Source organism: Arthrobacter sp. PvP103, assembly GCF_017833075.1.
Classification (GTDB): domain Bacteria; phylum Actinomycetota; class Actinomycetes; order Actinomycetales; family Micrococcaceae; genus Arthrobacter.
Genome location: NZ_JAFIBQ010000001.1, coordinates 2,989,080 through 3,001,717 on the forward strand (window position 1 = coordinate 2,989,080; position 12,638 = coordinate 3,001,717).

The 12,638-nt window shown below is 66.1% G+C and carries 9 protein-coding genes; 3 read left to right on the top strand and 6 right to left on the bottom strand.

All coding sequences use genetic code 11. From position 1 onward, the window contains the following. Window positions 1–20: 20 nt before the first annotated feature. The 3 genes from purL to purS are packed head-to-tail and all read right to left on the bottom strand — an operon-like array spanning window position 21 to window position 3,374. Window positions 21–2,339 carry a phosphoribosylformylglycinamidine synthase subunit PurL gene (gene purL, locus JOE41_RS13835; protein ID WP_209752680.1) on the bottom strand — a complete coding sequence of 773 codons (2,319 nt, stop codon included), beginning with the start codon at window positions 2,337–2,339 and terminating at the stop codon, window positions 21–23. Further along, window positions 2,336–3,121: a phosphoribosylformylglycinamidine synthase subunit PurQ gene (purQ, locus tag JOE41_RS13840; RefSeq protein WP_011690409.1), complete on the bottom strand. Its 786-nt coding sequence runs from the start codon at window positions 3,119–3,121 to the stop codon at window positions 2,336–2,338. The genes purL and purQ overlap by 4 nt, the downstream gene beginning before the upstream one ends. A 1-nt stretch (window position 3,122) precedes the next feature. Then, window positions 3,123–3,374 carry a phosphoribosylformylglycinamidine synthase subunit PurS gene (purS, locus tag JOE41_RS13845; RefSeq protein ID WP_011690410.1) on the bottom strand — a complete coding sequence of 84 codons (252 nt, stop codon included), beginning with the start codon at window positions 3,372–3,374 and terminating at the stop codon, window positions 3,123–3,125. Between the two features lie 264 nt (window positions 3,375–3,638). On the opposite strand from purS, the gene JOE41_RS13850 reads away from it, so the two are divergent. The 3 genes from JOE41_RS13850 to JOE41_RS13860 all read left to right on the top strand — a co-directional run bounded on the left by JOE41_RS13850 (window position 3,639) and on the right by JOE41_RS13860 (window position 10,401). Next, window positions 3,639–3,824 (top strand): hypothetical protein, encoded by a 186-nt coding sequence (locus JOE41_RS13850; RefSeq protein ID WP_011694004.1) that lies wholly within the window; start codon window positions 3,639–3,641, stop codon window positions 3,822–3,824. A 248-nt stretch (window positions 3,825–4,072) separates the two neighbouring features. Next, window positions 4,073–6,970 carry an exo-alpha-sialidase gene (locus tag JOE41_RS13855; RefSeq protein WP_245201121.1) on the top strand — a complete coding sequence of 966 codons (2,898 nt, stop codon included), beginning with the start codon at window positions 4,073–4,075 and terminating at the stop codon, window positions 6,968–6,970. Window positions 6,971–7,263: 293 nt separating this feature from the next. Then, the gene (locus JOE41_RS13860; RefSeq protein ID WP_209752682.1) at window positions 7,264–10,401 is read left to right on the top strand and encodes a S8 family serine peptidase; all 3,138 of its coding nucleotides are present in this window, start codon (window positions 7,264–7,266) and stop codon (window positions 10,399–10,401) included. Between the two features lie 134 nt (window positions 10,402–10,535). On the opposite strand, the gene JOE41_RS13865 is transcribed toward JOE41_RS13860, so the two are convergent. From JOE41_RS13865 to JOE41_RS13875, 3 genes are read right to left on the bottom strand one after another with little or no spacing between them, the layout of a single operon-like run. Beyond that, window positions 10,536–10,907 (bottom strand): hypothetical protein, encoded by a 372-nt coding sequence (locus JOE41_RS13865; RefSeq protein ID WP_011690413.1) that lies wholly within the window; start codon window positions 10,905–10,907, stop codon window positions 10,536–10,538. Further along, window positions 10,907–11,848, bottom strand: coding sequence for a hypothetical protein (locus tag JOE41_RS13870; protein WP_043429322.1), 942 nt, complete (start codon window positions 11,846–11,848; stop codon window positions 10,907–10,909). The genes JOE41_RS13865 and JOE41_RS13870 overlap by 1 nt, the downstream gene beginning before the upstream one ends. A 4-nt stretch (window positions 11,849–11,852) precedes the next feature. Continuing rightward, window positions 11,853–12,410 (bottom strand): SSI family serine proteinase inhibitor, encoded by a 558-nt coding sequence (locus tag JOE41_RS13875; protein ID WP_209752683.1) that lies wholly within the window; start codon window positions 12,408–12,410, stop codon window positions 11,853–11,855. Between the last annotated feature and the right edge of the window lie 228 nt (window positions 12,411–12,638).

The window sequence follows — 12,638 nt, forward strand, 5'->3', positions numbered from 1 at the left end:
GTTCGCGCTTGGAACCGGGACTAGCCGAAGTATTTCGGCAGGGTGGCCTCGTGGGCTTCGCGGAGGGCTTCGAGGGACAGGGCGTCCACGCCGTTGATCTCCAGCTGGCCGCTGGCTGCGTCCACCACGCCGATGCGGGTGTGGGCGAAGCCGCGGGCCGTGCACATGTCCGTGAAGCGGACTTCCTCGGAGCGCGGCACGCCAACAATGGCGCGGCCCTGCGTCTCGGAGAACAGCGCCGTGAACAGGTCCACGCCGTCGCGGTCCATGACATCCTGGAGGGCAATCCGTGCGCCCACGCCGTAGCGCAGGGCGGACTCCACGAGCGCTGCCGCGAGGCCGCCCTCGGAGAGGTCGTGCGCGGAGTCCACCATGCCGTCGCGGGAGGCGTTGATCAGGATTTCACCCAGCGCGCGTTCGGCGGCGAGGTCAACCTTCGGCGGCTGCCCGCCAAGGTGGCCGCGCATGTTGGCCCACTCGGAACCGTCCAGTTCGGCCGCCGTGGTGCCCAGCAGGTAGATGGCCTGGCCGTCTTCCTTCCAGCCCGACGGCGTGCGGCGGGCGACGTCGTCGAGCTTGCCCAGCACTGCTACCACGGGGGAGGGGTGGATCGGCGTGGTGCCCGTCTGGTTGTACAGCGAGACGTTGCCGCCGGTGACCGGGATGCCCAGCACCATGCAGGCGTCGGACAGGCCGCGGATGGCCTCGGCGAGCTGCCACATGACGTCGGGGTCCTCGGGGGAGCCGAAGTTCAGGCAGTCGCTGACGGCCATCGGCACCGCGCCGGAGGTGGCGACGTTGCGGTAGGCCTCGGCCAGGGCGAGCTGTGCGCCGTGGTACGGATCGAGGTAGGTGTAGCGGCCGTTGGCGTCCGTGGCGAGGGCTACGCCCAGGCCGGTTTCCTCGTCAACGCGAACCACACCGGCGTCGTCCGGGAACGCCATGGCGGTGTTGCCGCCGACGTACCGGTCGTACTGGTTGGTGATCCAGGATTTGTCGCACATGTTCGGCGAGGAAATGAGCTCGGTGACGGCGGCGGCCAGTTCCTTGGGGGCGGAGGGGCGGCCGGCATCCTGCACGGATCCGGTGAAGGCATCGGCCTGGACGGCGTCCTGCCATTCGGGGCGGGCGTACGGCCGGTCGTAGACCGGACCGTCGTGGGCCACGGTGCGCGGGTCGACGTCGACTATGACCTCGCCTTCCCACGTGATGATCAGGCGGCCGGTGTCGGTCACCTCGCCCAGCCAGGAGTACTCCACGGCCCACTTGTCCATGACGGCTTCGAAGGCGGCCACGTTCTCGGGGGTCACCACCGCCATCATGCGTTCCTGCGACTCGGACATCAGTATTTCGCCCGGGGTCAGGGTGGGGTCGCGGAGCAGCACGGAGGTCAGCTCGACTTCCATGCCGCCGTCGCCGTTGGAGGCGAGCTCGGAGGTGGCGCAGGAGATGCCCGCGGCGCCGAGGTCCTGGATGCCCTCAACGAGGGAACCCTTGAACAGCTCCAGGCAGCACTCGATCAGGACCTTCTCGGCGAAGGGGTCGCCCACCTGGACGGCGGGACGCTTGGACGGCTTGGTGTCGTCGAAGGACTCGGACGCCAGCACGGAGGCGCCGCCGATGCCGTCGCCGCCGGTGCGGGCGCCGAACAGCACCACCTTGTTGCCCTTGCCGGAGGCGTTGGCGAGGCGGATGTCCTCATGGCGCATGACGCCGACGGCCAGTGCGTTGACCAGCGGGTTGCCCTGGTACACGGAGTCGAAGACCATCTCGCCGCCGATGTTCGGCAGGCCGAGGGAGTTGCCGTAGCCGCCGATGCCGGCCACCGCACCGTGCATAACGCGTGCGGTGTCCGGGTGGTCGATGGCGCCGAAGCGCAGCGGATCCATCACGGCCACCGGGCGGGCACCCATGGAGATGATGTCGCGGACGATGCCGCCGATGCCCGTTGCCGCGCCCTGGTAGGGCTCAACGAACGACGGCGAGTTGTGGGACTCGATCTTGAACGTCACGGCCCAGCCGTCGCCCAGGTTCGTGACACCGGCGTTTTCGCCGATGCCCACCAGCATGTCCTTCTTCATCTCGTCCGTCATCTTGTCGCCGAACTGGCGCAGGTGGTTCTTGGAGGACTTGTAGGAGCAGTGCTCGCTCCACATCACGGAGTACATGGCGAGCTCGGCGCCGGTCGGGCGGCGGCCAAGGACTTTGACAACCTCGTCGAACTCATTCTGCTTCAGGCCCAGCTCGGCCCAGGGGAGCTCGACGTCCGGGGTCTTGGCCGCGTTCTCCACGGTGTCGATGTTGAACTTCTTGCTGACGGTTTCAGCTGAGGTACTCACTTTGCGCCTCCCACAATCTTGTTCAATACGGAGGTGAAGAACCCGAGGCCGTCGGTGTCGGAACCGCCGACTCCGGCGGAGCCGGACAACCCCGTCTCCGGGCCGAAGCCGGGCTCCACGGCGTGCTCGGGGTGGGGCATGAGGCCCACCACGTTGCCGGCGGCGTTGGAGATGCCGGCGATGTCGCGGCGGGAGCCGTTCGGGTTGAAGCCCACGTAGCGGAACACCACGCGGCCTTCGGCCTCGAGGGCGTCCAGGACCTTCTCATCGGCGATGTACTGGCCGTCCTGGTTCTTCAGCGGAATGGTGATTTCCTGGCCGGCGGCGTAGTCGCTGGTCCAGGCGGTGGTGTTGTTTTCGACGCGCAGGACCTGGTCGCGGCACATGAACTTCAGGTGGTCGTTCTTGATCATCGAACCGGGCAGCAGGTGCGACTCGGTGAGGATCTGGAAGCCGTTGCAGATGCCCAGGACAGGCAGCCTGGCGTCCGAGTTTGCGGCGTCGATAATTTTCGCCATCAGCGGCGCGAAGCGTGCGATTGCGCCGGCGCGGAGGTAGTCGCCGTAGGAGAAACCGCCGGGAATCACGACGGCGTCAACGTCGCCAAGGGTGGTGTCTGCGTGCCAGAGTTCCACCGGAGTGGCGCCTGCCAGCCGGACCGCACGGGCGGCGTCGCGGTCATCCAGGGTTCCGGGGAAGGTGACGACGCCGATGCGGGCGCCGGCGAGCCGCGGGTTGGCCGCAACGGCTACCGCCTCGCCAATCAGGGGGAGTTCAGTCATGTCAGGCCTCGACGACCTCGACGTTGACGACATCCTCGATGACGGGGTTGGACAGCAGGGTTTCGGCGGCGTTTCGGGCCTGGGCCAGGATCTCCTCGGTCACCTCGCCGTCGACAGTGAGTTCAAAGCGCTTGCCCTGGCGGACAGAGCTAAAGGCAGTGAAGCCCAGCCGGGGGAGTGCACCCACGATGGCCTTCCCCTGCGGGTCCAGAATCTCGGGCTTGGGCATGACGTCGACAACGATCCGGGGCATCCGGCAACTCCTGTGCGTGAGCGTTGGGTAAGGGCGCAGCGGAGTGGTGCCGTCTCACGCTGGTCTGCTGCTGTATTTACAGCCACTGCGGACTCCAAACATAAGACAGCGGGAACGAGCGCTCCGCGAGCTTGCTAGCCCATTCTACCGGGCGGAATGCGCCAGGCCGCATTCGCGGGCGGACTGTGAAATGGGGCACTCGCCGGGGGGTGAAGCGCGACGCCTGCTCTGGTGGGACGTTGGCGCGCTCAGTAGGATGGCGGCATGGCTCAGAAACCCAAATCCGTCCTTCTCCCGGTCGTGGCCGCCGCAGTGTTTGCCGGGCTGGGCCGAATGGTGATGCAGAAGATCAAAGCCGATCGCGCCGCCAGGGAAACAAAAGTGGCCGGCCCCATTGACGAGAAAACGCGCGCCTGGATCAGCGAAGTGGTCCGCACGCCGCGACAGTAGCCAATACGCCTGGCGGCGCGAGGGCCGCAAAATAGTCGCCTGACACCTCTGGTCAATGTGATTCACTGCACCCTAAGGTTGTAGGACGTTGTATGTGGCATGTGGGACAAGTCACTATGGCGACACGTTTTCGCACTGCTGCCCTAGGGCGGCTACCTGAAAGGACAGTGGATTTGAAACTCAAAAAGAGGGAGCCGGCAGGCAGCGCCGGCTCCGTGGGCCGGGTGGCCGCCGCAGGGCTCCTTGGGATGGCGCTGATCGCGGGGCCCGGGTTGCCGGCCAGGGCCGAGCCGGCTCCGCCCTCCAATCCGGCAGCCGCCCCGGGCACCTTCGCCGAAGCGAACATTGCCGCGGACCGGACGGCCGCCGATTTCTTCTACCGTATTCCCGCGCTCACCTACCTCGGGAACGACGTTGTGCTTGCAGCGTGGGACGGCAGGCCCGGGAGCTCGGCCGACGCGCCGAACCCGAACTCGATCGTGCAGCGCCGCAGTATCGACGGCGGCGCAACGTGGGGTCCTTTGACCGTCATCGCTGCCGGCCATGTGGCTGATGCCAGCGGCCCCAAATACGGGTTCAGTGATCCGTCGTACATCTACGACGCTGAGGCGGGCAAAGTGTTCGCCCTGTTCGTTTACTCAAAGGATGCCGGCTTCTCTGCCAGCACCTACGGCAATGACGACGCCGACAGGAATGTCATTTCCTCGGCCGTGGTGGAGTCCGCCGACGAAGGCCGCACCTGGAGCCAGCCCCGGTTCATCACAAGCGTCACGAAACCCGGAAGCAGTAAGACCAACCCGCAGCCGGGTGACGTACGCACCAACTTCGCGGCATCCGGTGAGGGGATCCAGCTCAAGTACGGCGCTCACAAAGGCCGGTTGATTCAGCAGTACTCGGGTTACGTGCGTCAAGCCAACGGTTCGGAACTCTTCCAGGCCTACAGCGTCTATTCAGATGACCATGGCGCAACGTGGCACAAAGGGGCCCCGATCGGCGACCGCATGGACGAGAACAAGACCGTGGAACTCTCCGACGGCAGGGTGCTGCTGAATTCGAGGGACAGCGGGAACGGCGGCTATCGCAAAGTGGCCGTGTCCACCGACGGCGGCGCCAGCTACGGGCCGGTTACGCAGGACACCGAACTGCCGGACCCTGCCAACAACGGGTCAATCTCCCGGATGTACCCGGCCGCACCGGAGGGCTCAGCCGAGGCAAGGAAGCTGATCTTCACCAATTCCAACTCCAAGACCGCCAGGGAAAACGTCTCGGCGCGGGTGTCCTGTGACGACGGAGCAACGTGGCCCGGTGTCCGCACCATCCGTCCCGGCTTCTCCGCGTATTCAACCATTACCCGCCTGGCCGAGGGCAAGTTCGGCGTCCTGTACGAGGCGAACTACACGGACAACATACAGTTCGCCAGTTTCGACGACGCCTGGCTGAACTATGTCTGCGCTCCCGTGAACGTGCCCGCACAAACCAATGCGCCCGGTGTTGCGCAGCAGGTTCCGGTGACAGTTACCAACCAGGAAGCCCACGTCCTGTCGGGCGCCCGGGCCAGTATCTATACGCCAGCGGGATGGTCCGCCGCCACTGTGGACGTTCCTGACCTTGCACCGGGTAGCTCGGCCACGGTGAACGTCCAGCTCACACCGCCGGCCGGAGCTTCGGGTCCAACTTCCCTCAATGCGGCTTTCACCACTGCCGACGGAAGAGTGTCCCAGTACACGTTCGTTGCCAACAGCCCGGTAGCTCCCCAGGTTGGCCTGACCATCGCAGGCTCAGCGCCGGCACGGGACATGGCGGCGAACCCGTACAAGGAAGGCGAGGTGCTGTCTTACACCTTCGCGGTCAAGAGCACGTCGAACGTCACGTCCAATGCCGTCCCCCTTTCCGGGACCTTCGAGACCGGGTTCCTGCCGCCGTCGGCCCCTAACTGCCGGTACAACAACCTTGCCGCCGGTGCCAGCTACAACTGCACGACGCCTAAGCACACGCTTACTCCTGAAGACATAGCGCGCGGCTACCTCGTCCCTGTGGCTGAGTTCACCGTCACGGCCTCCGGCAATACGGCACTGACGAAGGCAGTGTCCTTCAAAGGAGCAGCCGTACCGTTGCGGGATGGCCTGCTGGCCGGATCGATCAGCGGTGCCCGGAATGATGCCGGACGTGACCTCGCCGTGCAGCCGTATGCAGCCGGCGAGCAGGTGCCCTACACGTTTACCGTCAGCAACACCGGCCCCCTGGCCGCGGACGTTGTGCCGATTGCCGGCAATTTCTCACCCCTCGTACCCCCGGGCGCGGGAAACTGCCGGTGGCTCAACCTTGCCGCGGGAGGATCCTACCCATGCTCCACACCGCGGCACACCGTGACCCAAAAAGAGGCGGAGGAAGGATTCTTCCGTGCCGACTCCACTTGGACAGTTGCTGCGTCCGGGCAGAGCAGCCGGGAATACCGTGTGGACGGCGGCGAAGTGGACCTCGCGATCCGGAACCCGAAGCTGGACGGCACGATCTCGGCTGAATGGGCCGATGCCGACGGCGACCGCTACGCGAGTGCCGGGGATTCCGTCACCTACACCTACGGCGTGGGAAATGCCGGCAATGTCGCGCTGACCGGCGTCACGGCTACGGATGCCGGCATTTCAGTGGACAGGCTGGGCATCGGGGAGACAGCAACGGCAACCAGGGTGCACATCCTGACTCCCGCAGATATCGCGGCCGGCCAGTTGCCGGCCTCTCCGTTTGCCGCCTCTGCATCCAACGGGTCGCGGAACGTGCGCGTTGACGTGCAGGCCGGAGCGGTGGCCCTGCGGCTTCAGCCAGCCAAACCGGCGGCCGTTCCGGTGTTGACGGTCCAGGATTTCGACGGGCAGGTTCCGCCCGTCGACCTGGACACCAATGAAAAATACCGTAACGGCGAGAAGGTGACGCTCCGCGGCCTTCCCCACGGCCAGTGGTATTACGTCTACCTGAACAAGCACGGCTTCCGCCTCGGCTGGATCTTTCCCACCACGGCGGACACGGTGGAGTTCCTCCTGCCCTCCACTGTGCAGAACGGGCGGGACGACGTGGTGGTCCTGGATTCCGAAGGGAAGCAGGTTTCCTTTGACCGACTTCAGGTCACACCGAAAGGGTCCATCGGCTGACGTGGAGCAAGCAGAGTGACCGCGTCGTGAACCGTGGCGCCGGGCGGGCGGGAAACCGCCCGCCCGGCGTCGCGGTTTTCCCTTCCGGGCTTCTCGCTGTCCCCGGTCGGAGCCTCGAATGACAAAAGTACAACGACTGTTGTGTCCTATGTCATATTTGGCTCTCACTCTGTACTGTTTGACTCGGCTGGTCTCGCCGGATGACAGGAACTGTCGATTCGGCTGCCTCTTTCCCAGCTGACCGAGACCGGCCGCACGCCGGACCCGTACCTCATGAAAGGTTTCAGTCGCTCGTGAAATCAAAAGGAACAAGCCTTGTCCGGGTCGGGGGACTCCGGAAGGCGGCAGCACTGGCTGTTGGCCTCCCGCTGCTTCTCTCCTCCGTCGCAGTGGGTCCCGCTACCGCGGCGCCTGCCGAACCCAGCGGAGTCGAACAGGCCAAAAACGTCAACCCGACAGACTACAAGGACGGCCGTTACATCGTGGTCCTCGCCGAGAAAGCCGCGGCAGCGTACGACGGCGGAACGGCCGGCATAGCGGCAACCAAGCCGCAACAGGGCCGCAAACTTGATTCCGGCAGCCAGAACTACAAGGCCTACGACGCGCACCTCCGCAAGACCCAGCGGGAGGTCGCGTCCAAGCAGGGCGTCACCCCGTCCAAGCAGTTCACGGGCGCGCTCAACGGCTTCGTGGCTGAGCTCACGGCGGTGCAGGCAGCCGAGCTTGCCAAGGACAGCAACGTGCTTGTGGTGGCACCGGACGTGGAGAACGCCCCGGATTACACCACCACCGACTTCCTGAAGCTCACAGGCAGCGACGGCGCCTGGGCAAAGCAGTTCGGCGGCGAATCCGGAGCCGGCAAGGGCGTGGTGGTCGGTGTGATCGACTCCGGCTACGCCCCGGACAATCCCTTCCTGCAGGGGGATGCAGTGCAGCCGCTCAAGGGCAAGGCACAGGTGGGCGTCCCGTATCTCACCGCGGACGGCAAGATCGCCATGCTCAAGTCGGACGGCACGACTTTCCAGGGCGAATGCCAGAAGGGCATCGAATCAGGGGCATCCTTCGACGGAACCCTCTGCAACTCCAAGGTGGTCAGCGCCCGCTACTTCGCCGACTCCTTCCGTCAGTACGTGACACCCGAACACCGCGCCCCGGAGGAACTGATCTCCCCGGTGGACGTGGGCAGCCATGGCACACACACGGCCACCACCGCCGCCGGCAACGCCAACGTGGAACAGGTGATCGACGGCGCCAGCTTCGGCAAAAGCTCCGGCGTCGCCCCGGCAGCGAAAGTCTCCGTCTACAAGGTCTGCTGGGAAGACGACAATCCCAACACCGGCGGCTGCTATTCGTCCGCCTCGGTCGAAGCCGTTGACGCAGCCATTAAGGACGGCGTGGACGTCCTTAACTACTCCATTTCCGGCAACACCAACAGCACGACCGATCCCGTGGCCCTGGCGTTCCTGAATGCGGCTGCCGCAGGCGTGTTCGTCTCGGCATCGGCAGGCAACTCCGGCCCCGCCGTCTCCACGGTGAACCACGCCTCGCCGTGGCTGACCACCGTCGCGGCCTCGACATTCCCCAGCGACCTGCTCGGCACGGTGAAGGTATCCGACGGCAGCATGTTCCGGGGCGCGTCCATCATGAAATCGGAAGTCAAGGACGCCGCCGTGGTGGTGGCCGCCGACGCAGCTGCACCGGATGCGCCTACTGCCGCGAACCTTTGCGGCCCGGGAACGCTGGACGCCGCCAAGGTCGCGGGAAAGGTCGTGGTCTGTGACCGCGGTGTCGTGGACCGGACGGCGAAGAGCCTTGAAGTCCAGGCGAAGGGCGGCGTTGGCATGATCCTGGTCAATCTGACCTCCAGCTCCGAGGACGCGGACAACCATGTCGTGCCCAGCGTCCACGTCAATGCCCCCAAGAGCCTGGAACTGAAGTCCAAGCTTTCTGCCAAGCCAGCGCTTACGGTGAGCCTCGTCAAGGGCGATCTCACCGGCGAGCCATTGCCGCCGGCACCCCAGGTGGCCGGCTTCTCCTCTCGGGGCCCGAGCCTGGCCTCCGGCGGGGACCTCCTGAAGCCGGACATCTCCGCTCCCGGCGTGAATGTCCTCGCGGGCGTTTCCACCATCGGCAACAACGGCGCACAGTTCGGCTTCATGTCCGGAACCTCCATGGCTGCCCCGCATATTGCGGGATTCGGAGCCCTGGTGCTCAGCAAGCAGCCCACCTGGTCGCCTGCCATGGTCAAGTCCGCCATGATGACCACCGCCTACCCGCTGGTCAACGCGGACGGCACTCCCAACCGGAACCCGTTTGAAGGCGGCGCAGGGCACATTGACGCCACCCGCGTGCTGGATCCGGGCCTCGTGTACAACTCGGACATCAAGCAGTGGCTGGCCTTCCTGAACGGCCAGGGCGTGGAGACCGGTGCACCACAGGCCGGCAGCATTGCCGCACGCAACCTCAACCTGCCGTCCATTGCCCTGGGCAGCCTCGTGGGCGAGATCCAGGTCAAGCGCCAGCTCACTGCGCTGGTCCCGGGGAGCTACCGGCCCGCTGTGGACATCCCCGGTGTCGGTGTCCATGTGGAGCCGCAGGTGCTGAACTTCGCCAAGGCGGGGCAGACCCGTGAGGTCACCATCACCATCAAGAACGTCAGCGCACCGGTGGGCAAGTTCACCACGGGCACACTGACGTGGAACGGGCCGCGCACTGTCAGCTCGCCCATTGCGGTCCGTCCGGTGGACGCCCAGATTGCGCCGTCGTTCTCCTTCAGCTCCGCGACCGGCACGGGCAGCGGCACCCTGGATCTGGTCTCCGGCTCGGATTCGCCTATCGCGGTGGGTGTTGAAGGGCTTGCACCGCTGTCCGAGACGGCCATCACCAAGACGCCCGGCGCTTACGCTGTAAAAAATGACGAACACAACGCACTCGTCAAGGTGGAGGTGCCCGCCGGTGCGACTTTCGCGCGGCTGGGCGTCAAGGCCGAATCGGACGACGTTGACTGGGACATGGTGGTTTACGCGCCCAACGGAAGCGGAGGCCTCGTGGCCACCCAGGTGGCAACGGCGTCGGCCAGCGAGTTCCTGGACCTGGAATCGCCCCGTGCGGGCACCTACTACATCGTGGCGAACCTCTACTCCACCCCGGACAACGGGCCCGCGTCCGCGCTCGTCCAGGCGGTCTCGTTCCCCGGAAAGCCGGAGGCGAAGCTCGCCGTCAACCCGAATCCGATCGTTGCCCCCAACGGTACGGCCACCACGGCGACAGCCAGCTGGACCGGCCTGGCATCGGGATCCTACCTGGGCCGGCTGAGCCTGGGCGGAAACGGGATCAGGACGTGGATCAGCGTCAAGGTGGGCACCGGCACGGCGGCTGCCCCGGCCGGTGCCCCGGCGGTCACCCCCGTCGATGCCGTACCGGGGACCTAGCCCGGAACACCCTCAGCAAGTAAGAGAGCGTCATCAGGAACGTCCCGGTAGCCGCAAGGCTCCCGGGACGTTCCTGCGTTTGTGCCGGTCCTCTGTGGCTGGCTGCCAGTGGACCGCCGCGGAGCTCTGGCCGGTCAGGTCTGGCCGGTGGATCCGGGCGTGCCCCCGAACAAGGGGGCGAGGGAGCGCCACCGCGCAATCTCGCAGCCGTCGGTCAGGCTGAAGCGGCTGTGGACAGGGCGGCCGTGGAACGTCCCCGTAACGATGGCCACCTGCGGGCCGCCGTACTGCTGGGTGCACATCATGTCCCGCCGCCGGGGCACGAAGAACACTTCGTCGCCGAAACGTTCGACGGCGGCTAGCGCCGCGGCGGGGTCCGGCAGCGTTGACCCGTTCATGGCGGCGGCCTGCGGCGTTACCCCGTGGCGCACCACGAGGCGGAACTCGTGCTCCGGAGCGCCCGGCACCTCGGTCAACCGGACAGTCAGATCCACGTCGGCGGTCATCAGCTGCCCCGGACCTCGTCGATCAGCGGTGCCAGGGCCCCGAGCAACCGCCCCCGCAGCACCTGCGCCTCCGCGGAGAACGCCCGCTGGTGTTCAACGTACTCCGCCTTGCCGGCGGCTGTTTCGATCGGGATGGGCGGGTAACCCCACTCTTCGAGGTCGTACGGGGAGGCCTGCATGTCCATGGCCCGGACCCGCCAGGACAGTTCGAAGCAGTCCATGACGAGTTCACTGGGCAGGGCGGGCGCCAGCTTGTAGGCCCATTTGTAGAGGTCCATGTTGGCGTGCAGGCATCCCGGCTGCTCCATGGCGCGCTGGTTTTCCCGGCTCGGAGCGAGTTCGTTCAGGGGCGTGGCATCCGGCGTGTAGAAGCGGAAAGCGTCAAAGTGCGAGCACCGGATCCGGTTGTCCTCCACCACACGGTCAGTGCCCTGTGACCCGAGGCGCAGCTGCAGGTATTCGTGGCGCAGTTCAAACTTGTCCTGGTGGTACACCATCGCCCACTCGTGCAGCCCGAAGCAGCCAAACTGGGCAGGCCGCGTTGCCGTGCCGCGCAGGATGATTTCGGCGAACTGCAGCGCCTCCTTGCGCTCGGCCAGAAAAGCTGCGAGGTCAACGGTTGCGGCGGTGGTTCCGGCCGAAAGGCCGGCGGCGGCGAGGTCGCCGTCGTCGAGCTTCCGGTAGTACTTCCAATCGGCGCGGGCGGCTGCCTCAGCCCCCGTAAGGACCACTCCGGCACCCGGGTGCCAGCGCAGCAGCTGGCCCGGCTTTTGCGTGTAATACGTGAAGAGGAAATCCTCAACGGGGTGTTTCCTGCCGGCGGAGCGGCGGGCAAGGTAGGGGTCGGCGTAACGCCTGACCCGGGCCTGGTGGTCTGCTTCGTGCTGTTTCCAGCTGTCCGCCGGCAGCACCGTTTGCCGGCCGTGCTTCAGAATCTGCATCAGCCTAGGAAGCTCCGCCCGCGGACCCCAGGATGTCCTTGGCCGAATTCCACAGGCCGATCTCGCAGCCGTCTTTGCGGCTAAAGGACGAATCCACCGGTGTGTCATCCACGATCCCGGTGACCGTGGCCTCCTGCGGGCCGCCGTACTGCTGGGTGCAGGCCTGGTCCGTGGCTCGGGGCGCAGGGCTGAGCACGGCAGGGTTCTCCTTGAGCGTGGTGCAGGCCGCCGCGGCTGAGGGGTGGCTGCTTTCAGCTGTCGGAACGCCGTCCTTGCATACCAAGGTGTAGTTGAGGGCCGCTTCCGATTCCGACGGCTTGACCATGATGGCGAGCTCGGCGTTCCCCTTGCCCGGGCCTGACGTAGATGGCGCCGCGGTCGGTGGAGGCGAGGGGGCCGGGACAGTCGTTTCGGTGTCAGGCGACTGCGTGGCCGTGGGACCGGCGGTACTCGAAGTGGCCGAGGGCGAAGGAGTCGGACCGCCCCCGCCGCCGCCCGGCGAACAGGCGGCGAGACCGGCAACGGATACCAGAACGAGTGCGTGAATCCATGCCTTACGCATTGCCGGTCCTCCTCATTTTGGTCCATTCTATCGCCGGAGCCGCACGGTGAACCCTGCCGTTCGGCCCGGGGTCCCGGGCTGCGGCCCACTGCGGCACCGGCGAACCGGCCGGCGCGGAGATCAAGGGAGATTAAAACTGTCCGGAAGATCTCGATTCCGCAGCCCCACTCCGGTATGTTTCTCCCATCACTGGATGTATGGCCTCACGCCCACGTTGCGCCGATGTGG

Coding starts and splice junctions, on each gene's coding strand:
- JOE41_RS13875 (WP_209752683.1), bottom strand. CDS start 12,410: ATGCGTAAGGCATGGATTCACGCACTCGTTCTGGTATCCGTTGCCGGT.
- JOE41_RS13870 (WP_043429322.1), bottom strand. CDS start 11,848: ATGCAGATTCTGAAGCACGGCCGGCAAACGGTGCTGCCGGCGGACAGC.
- JOE41_RS13865 (WP_011690413.1), bottom strand. CDS start 10,907: ATGACCGCCGACGTGGATCTGACTGTCCGGTTGACCGAGGTGCCGGGC.
- purS (WP_011690410.1), bottom strand. CDS start 3,374: ATGCCCCGGATCGTTGTCGACGTCATGCCCAAGCCCGAGATTCTGGAC.
- JOE41_RS13855 (WP_245201121.1), top strand. CDS start 4,073: ATGGCGCTGATCGCGGGGCCCGGGTTGCCGGCCAGGGCCGAGCCGGCT.
- purQ (WP_011690409.1), bottom strand. CDS start 3,121: ATGACTGAACTCCCCCTGATTGGCGAGGCGGTAGCCGTTGCGGCCAAC.
- JOE41_RS13850 (WP_011694004.1), top strand. CDS start 3,639: ATGGCTCAGAAACCCAAATCCGTCCTTCTCCCGGTCGTGGCCGCCGCA.